The 18,620-nt window shown below is 58.0% G+C and carries 16 protein-coding genes; all 16 read left to right on the top strand.

The genetic code is table 11. The features are described 5' to 3' along the window. The 16 genes from Q0Y21_RS14950 to glmS all read left to right on the top strand — a co-directional run bounded on the left by Q0Y21_RS14950 (nucleotide 1) and on the right by glmS (nucleotide 18,599). On the top strand, nucleotides 1-3,147 hold the full coding sequence (locus Q0Y21_RS14950) for an efflux RND transporter permease subunit (RefSeq protein WP_297797233.1): 3,147 nt from the start codon (nucleotides 1-3) through the stop codon (nucleotides 3,145-3,147). Between the two features lie 371 nt (nucleotides 3,148-3,518). Continuing rightward, complete coding sequence (gene mnmG / locus Q0Y21_RS14945) at nucleotides 3,519-5,405, top strand: tRNA uridine-5-carboxymethylaminomethyl(34) synthesis enzyme MnmG (RefSeq protein ID WP_297797231.1); 1,887 nt, start codon at nucleotides 3,519-3,521, stop codon at nucleotides 5,403-5,405. 9 nt (nucleotides 5,406-5,414) lie between these two features. After that, entirely contained in the window at nucleotides 5,415-6,059 is a 645-nt protein-coding gene (gene rsmG, locus Q0Y21_RS14940; protein WP_297797229.1) for a 16S rRNA (guanine(527)-N(7))-methyltransferase RsmG, read from the top strand. Between the two features lie 22 nt (nucleotides 6,060-6,081). Then, on the top strand, nucleotides 6,082-6,876 hold the full coding sequence (locus Q0Y21_RS14935) for a ParA family protein (protein WP_297797227.1): 795 nt from the start codon (nucleotides 6,082-6,084) through the stop codon (nucleotides 6,874-6,876). A gap of 50 nt (nucleotides 6,877-6,926) precedes the next feature. Next, on the top strand, nucleotides 6,927-7,799 hold the full coding sequence (locus Q0Y21_RS14930) for a ParB/RepB/Spo0J family partition protein (protein WP_297797226.1): 873 nt from the start codon (nucleotides 6,927-6,929) through the stop codon (nucleotides 7,797-7,799). 269 nt (nucleotides 7,800-8,068) lie between these two features. After that, nucleotides 8,069-8,467, top strand: a complete 399-nt coding sequence (locus Q0Y21_RS14925; protein ID WP_297797224.1) for a F0F1 ATP synthase subunit I — start codon at nucleotides 8,069-8,071, stop codon at nucleotides 8,465-8,467. Nucleotides 8,468-8,486: 19 nt separating this feature from the next. Beyond that, nucleotides 8,487-9,359 (top strand): F0F1 ATP synthase subunit A, encoded by an 873-nt coding sequence (gene atpB / locus Q0Y21_RS14920; RefSeq protein WP_297797222.1) that lies wholly within the window; start codon nucleotides 8,487-8,489, stop codon nucleotides 9,357-9,359. A gap of 75 nt (nucleotides 9,360-9,434) precedes the next feature. Beyond that, on the top strand, nucleotides 9,435-9,692 hold the full coding sequence (gene atpE, locus Q0Y21_RS14915; RefSeq protein WP_012138088.1) for a F0F1 ATP synthase subunit C: 258 nt from the start codon (nucleotides 9,435-9,437) through the stop codon (nucleotides 9,690-9,692). Between the two features lie 69 nt (nucleotides 9,693-9,761). Next, nucleotides 9,762-10,232: a F0F1 ATP synthase subunit B gene (locus tag Q0Y21_RS14910; RefSeq protein WP_297797220.1), complete on the top strand. Its 471-nt coding sequence runs from the start codon at nucleotides 9,762-9,764 to the stop codon at nucleotides 10,230-10,232. A gap of 15 nt (nucleotides 10,233-10,247) precedes the next feature. Then, entirely contained in the window at nucleotides 10,248-10,784 is a 537-nt protein-coding gene (locus Q0Y21_RS14905) for a F0F1 ATP synthase subunit delta (RefSeq protein ID WP_297797218.1), read from the top strand. A gap of 28 nt (nucleotides 10,785-10,812) precedes the next feature. Further along, complete coding sequence (gene atpA / locus Q0Y21_RS14900; RefSeq protein ID WP_297797216.1) at nucleotides 10,813-12,357, top strand: F0F1 ATP synthase subunit alpha; 1,545 nt, start codon at nucleotides 10,813-10,815, stop codon at nucleotides 12,355-12,357. A 71-nt stretch (nucleotides 12,358-12,428) separates the two neighbouring features. Then, nucleotides 12,429-13,292 carry a F0F1 ATP synthase subunit gamma gene (atpG, locus tag Q0Y21_RS14895; protein WP_297797214.1) on the top strand — a complete coding sequence of 288 codons (864 nt, stop codon included), beginning with the start codon at nucleotides 12,429-12,431 and terminating at the stop codon, nucleotides 13,290-13,292. Between the two features lie 55 nt (nucleotides 13,293-13,347). Then, a complete protein-coding gene (atpD, locus tag Q0Y21_RS14890; protein WP_297797212.1) occupies nucleotides 13,348-14,742 on the top strand; it encodes a F0F1 ATP synthase subunit beta in 1,395 nt (464 codons plus the stop codon). Between the two features lie 47 nt (nucleotides 14,743-14,789). Continuing rightward, nucleotides 14,790-15,212, top strand: coding sequence for a F0F1 ATP synthase subunit epsilon (locus Q0Y21_RS14885; RefSeq protein ID WP_297797211.1), 423 nt, complete (start codon nucleotides 14,790-14,792; stop codon nucleotides 15,210-15,212). A gap of 144 nt (nucleotides 15,213-15,356) precedes the next feature. Further along, a complete protein-coding gene (gene glmU, locus Q0Y21_RS14880; protein ID WP_297797209.1) occupies nucleotides 15,357-16,724 on the top strand; it encodes a bifunctional UDP-N-acetylglucosamine diphosphorylase/glucosamine-1-phosphate N-acetyltransferase GlmU in 1,368 nt (455 codons plus the stop codon). 42 nt (nucleotides 16,725-16,766) lie between these two features. After that, the gene (glmS, locus tag Q0Y21_RS14875; protein ID WP_297797207.1) at nucleotides 16,767-18,599 is read left to right on the top strand and encodes a glutamine--fructose-6-phosphate transaminase (isomerizing); all 1,833 of its coding nucleotides are present in this window, start codon (nucleotides 16,767-16,769) and stop codon (nucleotides 18,597-18,599) included. Nucleotides 18,600-18,620: the final 21 nt, after the last annotated feature.

The raw sequence follows: 18,620 nt of genomic DNA, 5'->3' as shown, positions 1-18,620 counted from the left end.
GTGATCCTGTCCGATGTGTCAATCAAGCGCCCGGTCTTTGCCACCGTTCTTAGCCTGTTGATCCTGGTGTTCGGCCTGGCGGCCCTGCTGGGATTGCCGGTGAGGGAGTACCCGGACATCGATCCGCCGGTGGTGTCGATATCCACCGACTATACTGGCGCCGCCGCCGAAGTGGTGGATACCCAGATCACCCAGGTGATTGAGGGCGCGATCAGCGGTATCGAGGGCATCCGTTCCATTGAGTCCAGCACCGAGCAGGGTGAATCCCGCACCAGCATCGAATTCAATACCTCCCGCAATGTGGACATCGCCGCCAATGATGTCCGTGATGCGGTGTCCCGGATCAGCAACGAACTCCCCGATGAAGCCGACCCGCCGGTGGTGAGCAAGGCCGATTCCGATGCCCGCCCGATGATGTGGATAACGCTCCGCAGCGACGTCTGGGACAGCGCGGAACTGAGTGATTTTGCCGACCGGGTGCTGGCGGACCGGCTCTCGGTGCTGGATGGTGTGGCCGATGTGCGTATTGGCGGTGAGCGCCGCTATGCCATTCGTATCTGGCTGGACCGGGAACGGCTGGCGGCGCGAGACATTACCGTGGCGGAAGTTGAGCGCGCGTTGCGCTCCAATAACGTCGAACTGCCGGCGGGCTCGGTGGAGTCTTCCACCCGGGACTTTACGGTAAGGGCCGAGGGCCGGTTATCCACAGTGGAAGAGTTCCGTGAACTGGTGATCCGCCGCGACGGTAACAACCTGCTGCGCCTTGGCGAGGTGGCCAACGTCCAGATGGGGGTCGAATCCGATACCGGTCGCCTGCGGGCCAACGGTCAGACCGCCATCGGTATGGGGGTGATCCGGCAGTCCAAGTCGAACACGGTGGCGGTGTCGGACCGGGTTCAGGAGGAATTGAAGAGTATCCGGCGAACCCTGCCACCGGAAGTCACTATTGCTGAAAGCTACGACGAATCCATCTTCATCCGCGCCTCCATCAAGGAAGTGATGATCACCCTGGGCATCGCCGTGTCGCTGGTGATCCTGGTGATTTTCGTGTTCCTGCGCTCCTGGCGGGCAACACTGATCCCTGCCGTGACCATCCCGGTGGCGGTGATCGGTGCATTCATCGGTCTGGGAGCCCTGGGTTTTTCCATCAACGTGCTGACCCTTCTGGCGGTGATCCTTGCCATCGGTCTGGTGGTGGACGATGCCATCGTCATGCTCGAGAACATCCAGCGTCGTATTGATGACGGCGAGCCGCCCTTACTGGCCTCCTACCGCGGTGCCAAGCAGGTGGCGTTTGCGGTCATAGCCACCACTCTTACGCTGGTTGCGGTGTTTGTCCCTATCTCGTTCATGGGGGGCAATATTGGTCGCCTGTTCGCGGAATTCGGCTTTACCCTGGCGGCCGCCGTGGTGGTGTCCAGCCTGGTGGCACTGACCCTGACACCGATGCTCTGTTCCAAGTGGCTGAAACACAGTCCGGAAACCGAAGAGGGTCACCGGCTCTGGAGCGCCACCGAGAAGGTGTTGACCGGCCTGACCCGTGGTTATGAGCGCCTGTTGCGGTTCTCGCTGCGCCAACCGGGATTGCTGCTTGGTCTCGGGCTGGTGGGCATGGTGCTGATTGCGGTGGTGTTTCCCAAGCTGCCCCAGGAACTGGCGCCTGTCGAAGACCGGGGTGTGATTATCATGCCGGTCAGCGCACCGCGGGGGTCGACGGTGGAATACACCGATCATCACGTGAAAAAGGCTGAGGAACAGTTACTTCCCTACCTTGAGCAGGGGGTTGCCGACCGTCTGCTCTCCATCGTCGGGTTCCGTAATGAGGCGGACAATGCCTTCATGATCATGGGCCTCACTCCCTGGGAACAACGTGATATCAAACAGCAGCAGGTCACCAGCGAGCTCCGTGGCAAACTGGCCAGTATTCCCGGTATCCGTGCCGTGGCGATCAACCCGCCAGGGCTGGGGCAGCGGGGGTTCAACCAGCCGGTGGAAATCGTGGTCGGCGGTCCCGATTATGAGTCGGTACAGGCCTGGAGTGAGGAACTCAAAGAGCGGGCAAAAGACAATCCGAACCTGCTCAATCTGGACACGGATTTTGAGCTGACCCGACCGGAGTTGCGGGTCAATATCGACCGTGAACGAGCCGCGGATCTGGACATCACGGTTGAAGATGTGGGGCTGACCCTGCAGACCATGCTGGCTTCCCGTCAGGTCACCACCTACATCGATCGTGGCCGGGAATACGACGTCATCGTGCAGGCGGCGGACGCCGACCGGGCCACGCCGGAGGACCTCGGGCAGGTGTTTCTCCGTCCCCGCGAGGGGGGCGAGCTGATTCCCATGGAAGCCCTGGTGTCCGTGCGCGAAATTGGTGCTAACCCGGACCTGAGGCGGATCGACCGTCTGCCGGCGGTGGTGATCAGTGGTTCCCTGGCTGACGGTTACGATCTGGGATCCGCTCTGGAATACCTGAATAACCTGGCTGTGGATAATCTGCCGCCGGAGGCCCGCATCAGCTACAAGGGCCTCAGCCGCGAGTTCCAGGATTCCTCTGCCGCCATTTACCTGACCTTTGGGCTGGCCTTCGTCATCGTGTTCCTGGTGCTGGCGGCGCAGTTTGAAAGCTGGATACACCCGCTGATTATCATGCTGTCGGTGCCCCTGGCGGTGACCGGTGCGCTGTTCGCCCTGTTCTGGGCTGGCATCAGCCTGAATATATACAGCCAGATTGGCATCGTCATGCTGCTGGGACTGATGGCCAAGAACGGCATCCTGATTGTGGAGTTTGCCAACCAGCTCCGGGACAAGGGCTATGACGTGCGGGACGCGATACTGGAGGGGGCCAGCCTGCGGTTCCGGCCGGTGTTGATGACCACGATTTCCACGGTGTTTGGCGCCATACCGCTGGTGCTTGCCACGGGTGCGGGTGCTGAAAGCCGCGCCTCTATCGGTGTGGTTATCCTCGGTGGGCTGGTGTTCGCCACCACTCTGACCCTGTTCATTATCCCTGTGCTGTACAACCTGCTGGCACGTTTCGCCAAATCCACTAATGCGGTGGCGGTGGAGCTGGAAAAGCAGGCTGGTCAGACCGGGGGCGGGCAGGGGCTGGCGGCGGCGCCGCAGAAACGCGCTGACGATTTCTGACCGGAGGGGCGGCATTCTTGTGGATAAAAGTTTGAATAAGCCACGGATAAACTTTGGATGAATAAAATTTAGGTACGATAAAACAATAACTTAAGGTGATATCTGGGCTGTTTGATAAGTGTTCTTTCATGTGGATAACTTTCTTGAAAACTTTTCTGAGAAGAGCATTCCAAGCCACTGAAAGTATAAAGATTTCTATTTGACTAATGTCCCGACAGGCATGCCCCGTGGCCTCTTCTGCATGGTTGGCACGGGTGCCGGTTTCCCTTGCAAGCCGATCTGGTTAAAATTTGCACATTCTGACTGCAATTTCCGGGGTAAGGCGTTATACTCCCCGCCCTGTTTTTATCCCCCGATTTCCGAGGTGAACTGTGGATTTTCCGAGCCGTTTCGATGTCATTGTCATTGGTGGTGGCCATGCCGGTACCGAGGCCGCGCTGGCGGCCGCACGTATGGGTTCGCAAACCCTGCTGCTGACCCACAACATTGAGACCCTGGGGCAGATGTCCTGTAATCCGGCCATTGGCGGCATTGGCAAGAGTCATCTGGTCAAGGAAATCGACGCTCTGGGCGGCGCCATGGCCGAGGCTACGGATCAGGCCGGTATCCAGTTCCGCGTGCTTAACAGCCGCAAAGGGCCTGCGGTGCGGGCCACCCGCGCCCAGGCGGATCGGGTACTGTACAAGGCGGCCATTCGCCATACCCTGGAAAACCAGCCCAATCTGACGCTGTTCCAGCAGGCGGCGGACGATCTGATTGTGGAAAACGATCAGGTCACCGGCGTGGTCACCCAGACCGGTATCCGCTTCAATGCCCGGACCGTGGTGCTGACCACCGGTACCTTCCTCGGTGGCGTTATCCACATCGGCATGCAGCAGCATTCCGGCGGCCGCGCTGGTGATGCACCGGCCAACGCCCTGGCCAAACGCCTGCGGGAACTGCCGTTCAACGTTGGCCGTCTGAAGACCGGCACCCCGCCACGGATCGACGCCCGGTCTGTGGATTTCTCGGTGATGCAGGAGCAGTGGGGGGATGATCCCACGCCGGTCATGTCGTTCATCGGCAGCCGGGACCAGCATCCCGAGCAGATGTGCTGTTACGTCACCCGGACCACCGAGGAGACCCACGACATCATCCGCAGCGGCTTCGACCGTTCGCCGATGTTTGCCGGTAACATCGAAGGTATTGGTCCCCGTTATTGCCCGTCCATCGAGGACAAAGTTAATCGTTTTGCCGACAAGGATTCCCACCAGATCTTTGTGGAGCCGGAAGGGCTGACGACCAACGAGCTCTACCCCAATGGCATTTCCACCAGCCTGCCGTTTGATATCCAGCTGGCGGCGGTGCGCTCCATTCCGGGGTTCGAGAACGCTCACATTACCCGGCCGGGTTACGCCATCGAGTATGACTTCCTGAACCCCCAGGATCTGCGCCATACCCTGGAAACCAAGTTTATCCAGGGGCTGTATTTTGCCGGCCAGATCAATGGCACCACCGGCTACGAGGAGGCTGGCGCCCAGGGCCTGCTGGCGGGCATCAATGCTGCGCTGAAAGCCCAGGACAAGGAGCAATGGTATCCGCGCCGCGACGAGGCCTACCTGGGCGTGCTGGTGGACGACCTGATTACCATGGGCACTTCCGAGCCCTATCGCATGTTTACCAGCCGTGCCGAATACCGGCTGATCCTGCGGGAAGACAATGCCGACCTGCGTCTGACCGAAACCGGTCGCAAGCTGGGTCTGGTGAGCGACGACCGCTGGCAGAAGTTCAACGACAAGCGCGAAGCCATCGCCACCGAGCGCAGTCGCCTGGAATCCACCCGCATTCATCCGAATACGGACGCCGGCGAACGGGCCAACGGGTTCCTTAAACAGCCGATGAGCCGTGACCAGTCGCTGGCGGAACTGCTGCGTCGTCCCGAGATTGCCTACAAGCACGTGGCCGAGATTGGCGCGGCGCAGGCGGACGATCCGGTGGTGGCCGATCAGGTGGAAATCGAGATCAAGTACGAAGGCTATATCTCCCGTCAGACCGACGAGATTGAGCGCCTGCGTCGTAACGAGAACACCGCGCTGCCGGTGGATCTGGACTACGATGCCATTGGCGGCCTGTCCAACGAGATCAAGCAGAAGCTTAAGACCGTCCGCCCGGAAACTGTGGCCCAGGCCTCCCGTATCCAGGGCGTGACCCCGGCGGCAGTGTCCCAGCTGCTGGTCCATCTGAAAAAGCGTGACCTGTTGCGCAAGCAATCGGCCTGATCCGCGCTTATGAGTGACGCACTCTGGCAGCGCCAGCTCGAGGACGGGCTGGCTGACATGGGACTTGATCTCAGCGCACACCAGCAACAGCAGTTGCTGGCCTTCCTGGCATTGTTGAACAAGTGGAACCGGGCCTACAATCTCACAGCGGTGCGTGATCCGCGGGAGATGGTGTCGCGCCAGCTGCTCGACAGCCTGAGCATCCTGCCGTTTGTGACCACGGACCATCTGCTGGACGTGGGCGCCGGCGGCGGACTGCCCGGAATTCCCCTGGCGATTGCCCTGCCGGACAAGCGGTTTACCCTGCTCGACAGTAACAGCAAGAAAACCCGGTTCCTGACCCAGTGTGTGCTGGAGCTGGGCCTGGACAATGTTGACGTGATTCACGGGCGGGCGGAAAGCTGCGGTCCGGATCTCCGTTTCAGCCAGATCAGCAGCCGTGCCTTTACCGCACTGGAGAACCTGGTGGCCTGGTGCGGGGATGTGTTGGCAAATGACGGTGAGTTCCTTGCCATGAAAGGTCAGTATCCGGATGATGAAGTAGCTGCGCTTCCGGCCGGTTGGCAGGTAAAATCCCGTCATCCGTTGACCGTACCCGCCTCAGACGGCGAACGGCACCTGCTGGTAATCAGCCGGGCAGGGCAACCCCAGTAATTCAGTATCAAGGAGGCAAGACATGGCGCGCGTGATTGCAGTGACCAATCAGAAAGGCGGTGTGGGTAAAACCACCACCTGCGTGAATCTTGCCGCCTCTCTGGCTGCGACCAAGCGCCGGGTATTGCTGGTGGATATGGATCCCCAGGGTAACGCCACCATGGGCAGCGGTGTGGATAAAAATGCCCTGGAACTGTCCGGTTACGACATGCTGACCAAGCGTGCCACCGCCGCCGAAGTGACGTTCCTGGCGGAGGCCTCCGGTTTTGACCTGTTGCCTGCCAATGGCGACCTGACCGCCGCGGAAGTGGAGCTGATGAACGAGATCGGCCGTGAACACCGTCTGCGCCTGGCCCTCAATACCGTTCGTGACAATTACGATTACATCCTCATCGACTGCCCGCCATCCCTCAGCCTGCTGACCGTCAATGCCCTGTCTGCCGCCGATACCGTGTTGATTCCCATGCAGTGTGAGTATTATGCCCTGGAGGGCCTGGCAGCCCTGATGAACACGGTCGAGCAGATACAGGAAACGGTGAACCCCAACCTGCAGGTCGAAGGTATCCTGCGTACCATGTACGATCCCCGCAACAGTCTGACGCTCGACGTATCCGGTCAGCTCAGCGAGTACTTTGGTGACAAGGTCTACCGGGCGGTGATTCCCCGTAATGTACGCCTGGCGGAAGCGCCCAGCTACGGCGTGCCGGCACTGAAATACGATCGTGCCTCCAAGGGGGCCGTGGCCTATCTGGCGTTGGCCGGTGAAATGGTCCGTCGTCACAAAGCGCAAAAGACATCCACGTCGGTTGCCGTGTAAACTACGGCTCCTTTGCACATTGATTTTCATCGGGAAGAATGACAAACACCATGGCGGCGAAGAAACGAGGACTGGGTGAACGCGGACTGGGCGCCCTGCTACAGGGTTCCAAGGTCAATCTGGGTCAGGAACTCCATGACCACGATGGCGAACTCCGCGAAGTACCGATCGACCTGATCCAGCGTGGTCGTTACCAGCCCCGTCGTGATATGGACCCGGCCGCCCTGCAGGAACTGGCGGACTCGATTCGTCAGCAGGGCGTCATGCAGCCGGTGGTTGTCCGCCCCATCGCCGAGGGTCGCTACGAACTGATCGCCGGCGAACGTCGCTGGCGAGCCACCCAGATGGCGGAGTTGGACAGCATTCCGGCGATCATCCGTGATGTGCCGGATGAAGCCGCCATTGCCATGGCGCTGATCGAAAACATCCAGCGCGAAAACCTCAATCCCATTGAAGAAGCGTTTGCCCTGCAGCGGCTACAGGACGAGTTCGGCCTGACCCAGTCCCAGGTCGCGGAAGCGGTGGGTAAAAGCCGCACGACCATCACCAACCTGTTGCGCCTGATTGGTCTGACCGAAGACGTCCGCCTGATGCTGGAACACGGCGATCTGGAGATGGGGCACGGCCGCGCGATGCTGACTTTGCAGCCGGAACAGCAGATGCAGGTGGCCAAGCAAGTGGTGGCCAAGTCCCTGTCGGTGCGTCAGACCGAGGCCCTGGTCCGCCGCGTGCAGCAGGAAACCCCGGATCGTAAGAAGCCCAGGGGCGAAGTGGATCCGAATATCCGCGCACTGCAGGACGACCTGGCCGAGCGACTGGGTGCCCGGGTATCCATCGACCACGGTCAGAAAGGTAAGGGCAAGCTGGTCATACAATACAGTTCCCTGGACGAACTGGATGGTATTTTGGGCCATATCAAGTAAACCGGCCTATTTTTCTACATCTCTGGTCCACCTACGAAAGTCTCTTTTAAAAATCGCACACAACATGTAGTGGTGAAAATTTGAGTAGGCGCCTATTTGTGTCAGAAAAGGCGTGGAGTCAGAGATTCTGCCGTTTCTCGCGGGTTGGCGAGGGTTTGGTTTTGTTGATTCGTGCACATTGAACACATATAATCTGCGGCGCTCGTATCGGTGTATTTGCTTATTTTTTAAACGGCACCGGACCAAGGCACCGTATTCACGGGAAAAACATGACGAAGGCAGCTCCTGGCGGTATCGGCCGTCCGCCCATCGCACGATGGTTTGTAATAGAAAGTGTGGTACTTGTCTTCGTGAGCCTGGCGTTTCTTTTTCGTGGTCAGGTTTCCGGTTATTCAGCGCTTCTGGGCGGACTTATTTTTCTACTGCCCCACGGTTACTTTGCGCTCAAGGCATTCCGCTACTCCGGCGCGCGGTCTGCCAAGAAGATCATGAGTTCTTTTTACCAGGGTGAGGCCGGCAAGCTCATCCTGTGCGCCATCCTCTTCACGATGGTGTTCAAATGGATTCAGCCGCTTGATATAGCGGCACTTTTTTTAACATTTGCGATCATGCTGGTCACCAATTGGTTGACACCGCTTCTGGCGGGCAGCAATACGCAGCAAAGCTAACAGGACCTGGGAAACCGTTATGGCAGGAAGTGCATCCGAATATATCCAGCATCACCTCCAGAACCTTACCTACGGTAAACTGCCGGCAGGCTATGAGCGTGCCGACGGAACCGTAATCGAAGAGAGCACCTGGACCATGGCGCACAACGCCGCCGAAGCCTCCGATATGGGCTTTTGGGCAGTGCACGTGGATTCGCTGGGCTGGGCCGTCGGCCTGGGTCTGATTTTCCTGATCCTGTTCCGTATGGCGGCCAAGCGTGCTACGTCCGGCCAGCCTGGCGGGCTGCAGAACTTCGTCGAAGTCATGATCGAATTTGTCGATACCAGCGTGAAGGAAACCTTCCACGGCAGGAACAAGGTTATCGCTCCCCTTGCCCTGACGATTTTCTGCTGGGTGTTCCTGATGAACCTGATGGACCTGGTACCGGTAGATTTCCTGCCGCAGCTGTTCCACCTGATGGGTCTGGAATACATGAAGGTCGTTCCGACCACAGACGTTAACGTCACTCTGGGCATGTCCCTGTCTGTGTTTGCGCTGATCATCTACTACAGCGTGAAAGTCAAAGGCGTAGGCGGCTTCCTGGGCGAGCTGACCCTGCATCCGTTCTCCTCCGACAACCTTTTCCTGAAGGTTCTGCTGATTCCGGTGAACCTGCTGCTGGAAGGCGTGAGCCTGCTGGCCAAGCCGATTTCACTGGCCCTGCGTCTGTTCGGTAACCTGTACGCCGGCGAGCTGATCTTTATCCTGATTGCACTGCTGCCGCTGTGGGCACAGTGGACTCTGTCTGTGCCCTGGGCGATCTTCCACATTCTGATCATTACCCTGCAGGCATTCATCTTTATGATGCTGACCATCGTGTACCTGAGCATGGCTCACGAGGACAATCACTGATCGGGCAGCACTGAGCCGTAGTTTTAAACCCTTAACCCTTAAACTGAAAACCTAAACTGAAAACTGGGAGTTATCATGGAAACTGTAGTTGGAATGACCGCGATTGCCGTTGCACTGCTGATTGGCCTGGGTGCCCTGGGTACTGCGATTGGCTTTGGTATCCTCGGTGGCAAGTTCCTGGAAGGCGCTGCGCGTCAGCCGGAAATGACCCCGATGCTGCAGGTTAAAATGTTCATTGTTGCAGGTCTGCTGGACGCCGTAACCATGATCGGTGTTGGTATCGCACTGTTCTTCACTTTCGCCAACCCGTTTGTCGGCCAGATCGCCGGTTAATCGAGTCGCCAGAGCCGGGGTTATGCCCCGGTCAGATGATTCTTAACAAAACAGGCGAGAGGTGAAGACGTGAACATTAATTTGACGATGATTGGTCAAGCCATCGCGTTCTTTATCTTTGTCGTCTTCTGCATGAAGTACGTTTGGCCGCCGATTATGGCTGCCCTGCAGGAGCGTCAAAAGAAGATCGCTGACGGACTGGCTGCCTCAGACCGCGCATCGCGCGATCTGGAACTGGCTCAGGAAAAGTCAGCTCAGGAACTGCGTGAAGCCAAGCAGCAAGCCGCCGGCCTTATTGAACAGGCCAACAAGCGCGCTGCCCAAATTGTGGAAGCATCCAAGGATGACGCCCGCAAGGAAGGCCAGAAGCTGATTGAGCAGGCCAAGGCCGAAATTGAACAGGAGCGTAATCAGGCTCGTGATGCTCTGCGTGGGGAAGTTGCCGCCATTGCAATCGCTGGTGCTGAGAAGATCCTGGAAACCTCTGTCGATGCCTCCAAGCACAACGAGATGTTGGAAAAACTGGCGGCAGAACTTTAAACGACGAGGTTCATCATGGCAGAACTGAGAACGCTGGCCCGTCCATACGCAAAAGCAGCATTTGCCGCCGCTCAGGAGCACGAACAACTGGCTGAGTGGTCCCAGGTGCTGACGGTTGCCGGACAGGTCACCGCGAACGAAGACATTCGACAGCTTCTCGCGAATCCGGAGCTGGAAGAGCAGAAGAAAGCCGATCTGATTCTGGAGGTCGTCGAAGACGGCGTCACGGAGCAGGTGCGTAACTTCTTCGCAGTGCTGGCGGCAAACCGCCGGCTGCCTCTTCTTCCCGAGATTGCAGCGCTCTTCAACACGTACCGGGCTGATCTGGAGCGCACTGTTGGTATTGAAATAACCGCAGCTTTCGAGCTGACGGACGAACAGCAACAGCAGCTCGCCCAGGCGCTCTCCAAGAAACTCGAGCGGAAAGTGTCACTCGCAGCGTCAATGGACAAGTCTCTGATTGGTGGCGCGATCATTCGCACCGGCGATCTGGTCATTGACGCCTCTGTACGCGGAAAGCTGACCAAGCTGGCCGACGCTCTGGGCTCCTGATTTCAGCACAAGGTTTGAGGATATTGGCATGCAGCAACTGAATCCATCCGAGATCAGTGACATCATCAAGAAGAGAATCGAGAAACTCGATATCTCTTCCGAAGCAAAAAACGAAGGTACGATCCTGTCGGTTTCTGACGGTATCGTACTGATCCACGGTCTCGCCGACGTTATGTACGGTGAGATGATTGAATTTGCCAACGGCATATTCGGTATGGCCCTGAACCTGGAGCGTGACTCCGTGGGTGCGGTTGTACTGGGTGACTACGAAGGTCTGGCTGAAGGTCAGAAAGTTCGTTGTACTGGTCGTATCCTGGAAGTTCCGGTTGGTCCGGAGCTGATGGGGCGCGTTGTCGACGGTCTGGGTAACCCGATCGACGGCAAGGGCGATCTGGGCACTGACCTGACCTCCCCGGTCGAGAAAGTGGCACCGGGCGTTATCGCACGTCAGTCGGTAGACGAGCCGGTCCAGACTGGTCTGAAAGCCATCGATACCATGGTACCGATCGGCCGCGGCCAGCGTGAGCTGATCATCGGTGACCGTCAGATCGGTAAGACCGCTGTAGCGATCGACGCGATCATCAACCAGAAAGACTCCGGCATCAAGTGTATCTACGTTGCCGTCGGTCAGAAGCAGTCTTCCATTGCCGCTGTTGTGCGCAAGCTGGAAGAGCACGGCGCCATGGACCACACCATCGTGGTTGCCGCCGGTGCTGCCGATCCTGCTTCCATGCAGTTCCTGGCACCGTACGCCGGTACCTCCATGGGTGAATACTTCCGTGACCGTGGTGAAGACGCCCTGATCATCTACGATGATCTGTCCAAGCAGGCTGTGGCTTATCGTCAGATTTCCCTGCTGCTGCGTCGTCCGCCGGGCCGTGAAGCGTATCCGGGTGACGTTTTCTACCTGCACTCACGTCTGCTGGAGCGCGCATCCCGCGTGAACGCCGATTACGTTGAGAAGCTGACCAACGGTGAAGTGAAAGGCCAGACCGGTTCCCTGACCGCGCTGCCGATCATCGAGACCCAGGCCGGTGACGTATCCGCGTTCGTACCGACCAACGTGATCTCGATCACCGACGGCCAGATCTTCCTGGAAACCAACCTGTTCAACTCCGGCATCCGCCCGGCGATGAACGCCGGTGTCTCCGTATCCCGGGTTGGTGGTTCCGCCCAGACCAAGATCATGAAGAAGCTCGGCGGTAACATCCGTCTGGCCCTGGCCCAGTATCGTGAACTGGCCGCTTTCGCCCAGTTTGCTTCCGACCTTGACGAAGCAACCCGTAAGCAGCTTGAGCACGGTCAGCGTGTAACGGAACTCATGAAGCAGAACCAGTACAGCCCGATGTCTGTGGCTGAAATGGGTACGGTTCTGTTTGCAGCCAACGAAGGCTTCCTGGACGACGTTGATGTTGAGAAGGTTGTTAAGTTTGAAGCGCAGATGCTTGACTGGATGCGCTCCGAACAGAAAGAACTTCTCGACAAGATCAACGAGAAAGGCGATTACAACGACGAAATCGCTGCCGGCCTGAAAGCTGCACTTGAGAAATTCAAGACCACTCAGAGCTGGTAATAAATGGGCCTGCAACGAGTTGCAGGCCGATTTTTGAGCAACGAGTGTCTAACTTGAGAAGGCAGTGAGTTATGGCCGTCGGCAAAGAAATACGTAACCAGATTTCAAGCATCAAGAGCACGCAGAAGATCACCAGCGCCATGGAAATGGTGGCGGCGAGCAAGATGCGCAAGGCTCAGGAACGCATGAAGGCGACTCGCCCTTATGCCGAAAAGATGCGTCAGGTTATCGGGCACATTGCCAAGGCAAACGTTCAGTACAAGCACCCATTTATGGTCGAGCGCGAAGTAAAACGCGTGGGCTATATTGTGGTGTCGACTGACCGTGGCCTGTGTGGTGGTCTGAACGTCAACCTGTTCAAAGCGCTTGTCCGTGACATGCGAGCGTGGAAGGAGAAAGGAGTAGAGGCTGATCTGTGCGCCATCGGACAGAAAGGTGCTTCTTTCTTCAAGAGCTACGGCGGTAACGTCGTTGCGGCGCTGACCCATCTGGGGGACAGCCCGAGCTCTGACAAACTCATCGGCAACGTCAAAGTCATGCTGGATGCGTTCTCGGAAGGCAAGATCGATCGTTTGTATCTGGTCAGCAACGAGTTCGAAAATACCATGACGCAGACCCCGCAGGTCGAGCAGATTCTGCCGCTGCCTCCGGGGGAAGACGAAGAAGAGATCAAGAACCAGTGGGATTATCTCTACGAGCCCGATGCCAGGCAGATCCTCGATGGCCTTCTGCCACGTTACATTGAATCCCAGGTGTACCAGGGTGTGGTAGAAAATCTGGCATGTGAACAGGCAGCCCGGATGATTGCCATGAAGAGCGCAACTGATAACGCCGGTGGCATCATCGACGAGCTTCAGCTGGCTTACAACAAGGCACGTCAGGCAGCCATCACCCAAGAGATTTCGGAGATTGTGAGCGGCGCGGCTTCGGTCTGATCCCGCCAGCAATCCAACTGGTTTTATTGACTATCAAGATAACGAGGAACCGAGCATGAGTAGCGGACAAATCGTTCAGATCATTGGCGCGGTTATCGACGTGGAATTCCCACGTGACTCCGTACCCAACGTGTATGACGCACTGCTGCTTGAAGGTGGCGAAACAACTCTGGAAGTCCAGCAGCAGCTGGGTGACGGCATTGTTCGTACCATCGCGATGGGCAGCACCGAAGGCCTGAAGCGTGGCCTGAAAGCAGAGAATACCGGCAAGGCAATTTCGGTACCGGTTGGTACCCAGACCCTGGGCCGTATCATGGATGTTCTGGGTCGTCCCATCGACGAACAGGGCGAGATCGGCGAAGAAGAGCGCTGGGCTATCCACCGCAAGGCACCTGGCTATGCAGATCAGTCTGCCTCTGCCGACCTGCTGGAAACGGGCATCAAGGTTATCGACCTGATCTGTCCGTTCGCCAAGGGTGGTAAGGTTGGCCTGTTCGGCGGCGCCGGTGTTGGTAAGACCGTTAACATGATGGAACTTATCAACAACATCGCGAAAGAGCACTCCGGTCTGTCCGTATTCGCCGGCGTAGGTGAGCGTACCCGTGAGGGTAACGACTTCTACTACGAGATGAAGGACTCCAACGTACTGGACAAGGTTGCGATGGTATACGGGCAGATGAACGAGCCTCCCGGAAACCGTCTGCGTGTGGCCCTGACCGGTCTGACCATGGCCGAGAAGTTCCGTGACGAAGGCCGTGACGTCCTGTTGTTCGTGGACAACATCTACCGTTACACTCTGGCGGGTACCGAGGTATCTGCACTGCTGGGTCGTATGCCGTCTGCGGTAGGTTACCAGCCGACACTGGCCCAGGAGATGGGTGAGCTGCAGGAGCGTATTACGTCCACCAAGACTGGCTCCATCACGTCTATCCAGGCGGTCTACGTACCGGCGGATGACTTGACTGACCCGTCTCCGGCGACCACGTTCTCGCACCTGGACGCCACCGTTGTACTGAGCCGTGATATCGCTTCCAAGGGTATCTACCCGGCGATCGATCCACTGGATTCCACCTCGCGTCAGCTGGATCCGCTGGTTATCGGTCATGAGCATTACGAAGTGGCCCGTGGCGTGCAGACCAATCTGCAGCGCTACAAGGAGCTGAAAGACATCATCGCCATCCTGGGTATGGACGAACTGTCAGAAGAAGATAAGCTGACCGTAGCCCGTGCCCGTAAGATCGAGCGTTTTCTGTCCCAGCCGTTCCACGTTGCTGAAGTATTCACCGGTTCCCCCGGTAAGTACGTTTCCCTGAAGGAAACCATCAGCAGCTTTAAGGGCATCCTCAACGGTGACTATGACGATATGCCCGAGCAGGCATTCTACATGGTTGGTACTATTGAGGAAGCGGTCGAGAAAGCGAAGGAAATGAAGAGCAAGGCGAAAGCTTAATCTGAGCCGAAGCACTTGTTTCCGGATCGATCAAAGAGGCAACTGACATGGGTATGACCGTGCATTGTGATGTGGTAAGTGCCGAAACAAAGATCTATTCCGGATTGGTAGAAATGCTGATCGCAGCGGGCTCTGAAGGTGACCTGGGTATTAGCCCGGGTCACACGCCGCTGCTGACCGAGCTGAAGCCTGGTCCCGTTCGGATTATCAAGCAGGGCGGTGAGGAAGAAATTCTTTACGTGTCCGGCGGATATCTGGAGGTCCAGCCCAATCTGGTGACTTTGCTGGCTGATACCGCGGTTCGTGCAAAGGATGTGGACGAAGCTGCCGCACTCGAAGCTCAGAAAGAAGCCGAGAAAGCACTTGCCGACAAGACCGGTGAATTCGAGTTCTCCCGTGCCGCTGCAGAGCTGGCAGAAGCTGTTGCCCAGCTTCGTACGATCCAGCAGCTGCGCAATAAAATGCGCTAAGCAGCCGGGTTTCGGGATTACCGAACACCAAAGCCGCATCCTGAGTGGCTGGAGTTCCAACGCTTGGCGTTGGCGCTCCAGCCATCAAGGGATGCGGTTTTTTTTTAACCGAAGACAATTAACACCCGGGAGCCTGACGTTTCCATGAGCCCGCTACACGTTGTCATTCTGGCCGCCGGCCAGGGTTCCAGAATGAAATCCGCCCTGCCCAAGGTTCTCCACGCCGTGGCTGGTCGCCCCATGCTCCATCATGTCATTGTGACCGCCCGTCAGCTAGAGGCCGAGCAGATCCATGCGGTGATCGGCCATGGTGCCGATCAGGTCAAGGCCGCGACCTCGCAACAGCCGGTAAACTGGGTGCTGCAGCAGGAACAGCTTGGAACCGGCCACGCCGTGGCGCAGGCATTACCGGACTTGCCCGATGACGCCAGGGTACTGGTGCTCTACGGCGATGTACCATTAACCGGCGCCGGGACTCTGGAAGCGCTGGTGTCGAAGATCGATAACGACACCCTGGGCCTGCTGACAGTGACCATGGACAACCCCAACGGCTATGGCCGGATCATCCGCGACAGTGAGGGCAAGGTGACCTCCATCGTTGAACAAAAGGACGCCAGTGAAGCCCAGCAGCAGATCCGCGAAGTGAATACCGGCATTCTCGCGGTCTCGGCCCGTCGGCTGAAAGACTGGTTGCCCCAGCTTTCCAACCGCAACGCCCAGGGCGAGTACTACCTGACCGATATCATTGCCATGGCTGTCGAGCATGGCATGCAGGTCTCCGTGTCCCAGCCTGGGGATGCCTTTGAGGTGCAAGGTGTGAATAACCGCCTGCAGCTTGCGGAACTGGAGCGCTGGTATCAGCGCCGGGAAGCGGACCGTCTGATGACGGAAGGCGCCACACTCGCCGATCCCGCCCGCATTGATGTGCGTGGTAACCTGTCCATCGGCAATGACATCCTCATTGACGTCAACGTGGTGTTTGAAGGTGATGTTGAGTTGGCCGATGGTGTCTCGATCGGGCCGGGTTGTGTGATCCGCGATGCGAAGATTGCCGCTGGCGCTAAGATCCAGGCCCATTCGGTCATCGAAGGCGCCGAAATCGGTGCCAATGCCCAGATAGGACCGTTTGCCCGTCTGCGTCCGGGCACCCGTCTGGCCGATGACACCAAGGTGGGTAACTTCGTCGAGACCAAGAAAGCGGTTGTGGGTGAGGGCAGCAAGATAAATCACCTCAGTTACGTGGGTGATGCCTCTCTGGGCCGTAATGTGAATGTGGGTGCAGGGACCATCACCTGCAATTATGATGGTGTGAACAAGCATCAGACAACGATTGGGGATGGTGTGTTTGTGGGCTCCAATACGTCCCTGGTGGCGCCGGTAACGGTCGCTGAGGGCGCCACTATTGGTGCCGGTTCCACCATTACCCGTGATGTGTCTGATCGGGAACTTGCGGTCGCCCGTGGTCGCCAGCGCAACATTGCGGACTGGGACCGACCGGTCAAGAAGTCCTGATTGACCCGAAACACAGAAAACTATCTGACAGGTGAATAAAACATGTGTGGCATTGTAGGTGCGGTATCGGAACGTGAGGTCCAGGGCATTCTTCTGGAAGGCCTGCGCCGGCTTGAATACCGGGGATACGATTCCGCCGGTATGGCGGTCATGGATGGTGGCAATACCGTGCAACGCGCCCGGGAAGTGGGCAAGGTCGCAGCACTGGCAGACGCCATTGGTGCCAACGCTCTGGATGGCACGGTGGGTATTGCCCATACCCGCTGGGCAACCCACGGCGAACCGTCCCGCCTGAATGCCCACCCCCACATGTCCGGTGACCGCCTCGCCATCGTCCACAACGGCATCATTGAGAACTATCAGGAGCTGCGGGAAGGCCTGAAAGCCGAAGGCTTTGAGTTTACTTCCCAGACCGACACCGAAGTGGTCGCCCACCTGATTGAGAAGCACTACCGTGACCAGGGCAATCTGTACGATGCGGTGAAATCCGCCATTGGCCTTCTTCGGGGTGCCTACGCCCTGGCGGTGGTCCATGCCGATGAGCCTGACCATCTGGTGGTCTGCCGTGAAGGCAGCCCGCTGGTGATCGGCGTAGGTATTGGCGAGAATTTCATCGCTTCGGATCAGTTGGCGCTGTTGCCTGTTACCGACCGATTCATGTTCCTGGAAGAGGGCGACATTGCCGATGTCCGTCGTGATCGTGTCGAGATCCATGACCGTGATGGCAGAATCGTGGAGCGCCCGGTTACCCGTTTCGAACACGGTGCGGACTCCGCCGACAAGGGCGAATACCGCCACTTCATGCTCAAGGAAATCTATGAGCAGCCACGGGTGATCAAGGCCACCATGGAAGGTCGACTGACCGACACCAGGGTGCTGGAACAGGCGCTGGGCACCTCTGCGGGAAAACTGCTAGAGAACGTCCGTCACGTTCAGATCATTGCCTGCGGCACCAGTTACCACGCAGGCATGGTGGCGAGGTACTGGATCGAAGAACTGGCCGGGGTTCCCTGTTCGGTTGAGGTGGCATCCGAGTTCCGTTACCGCAAACATGTTATACAGCCTGACACCCTGTTCCTGTGCATCTCCCAGTCCGGTGAAACCGCCGATACTCTGGCCGCTCTGAGACAAGCCAAGAAGGCGGGGTTCCGCGCAGCATTGGCGATCTGTAACGTGCCGGGCAGCTCCCTGGTACGGGAATCTGACCTGGTGATCATGACCCAGGCCGGCCCGGAGATCGGTGTTGCCTCCACCAAGGCGTTCACCACTCAATTGACCGCCCTGCTGATCTTTACGCTGGCATTGGCGCGCCACAATGGACTGTCCGCTGAAGCCGAAGCAGAGATCGTGGAAGCCATTCACCTGTTGCCAGGTCAGGTCGACCAGATACTGGCGCTGGATGCCGAAATTGAGGAAATGTCCCGGGCGTTCATGGACAAGCACCACAGCCTGTTCCTGGGGCGGGGCTCACAGTTCCCGGTAGCCCTGGAAGGCGCGCTAAAGCTGAAGGAAATCTCCTATATCCACGCCGAGGCCTATCCGGCGGGCGAGCTCAAGCACGGACCGCTGGCGCTGGTCGACAGCGACATGCCGGTGGTCACGGTTGCGCCCAACAATGACTTAGTGGAAAAACTGAAATCCAACCTGGAAGAAGTCCGCGCACGAGGGGGCGAACTGTTCGTGTTTGCCGACAAGGCGGCTGATGTGAAGGCCCAGGATGGCATCCACGTGATGCAGTTGCCTTCGGTTCACGCAATCACCGCGCCGATCGTCTACACCGTTCCGCTTCAGCTGCTGTCCTATCATGTGGCGGTACTGAAAGGCACAGACGTGGATCAGCCACGGAACCTGGCGAAGAGTGTGACGGTGGAATAAACGGGGTCAGATTCCCTGGGT

This window comes from uncultured Marinobacter sp. (assembly GCF_947259545.1).
Taxonomy (GTDB): Bacteria; Pseudomonadota; Gammaproteobacteria; order Pseudomonadales; family Oleiphilaceae; genus Marinobacter.
Note: the sequence above shows the minus strand (reverse complement) of the source record. Positions and strands in the feature narration are given on the sequence as shown.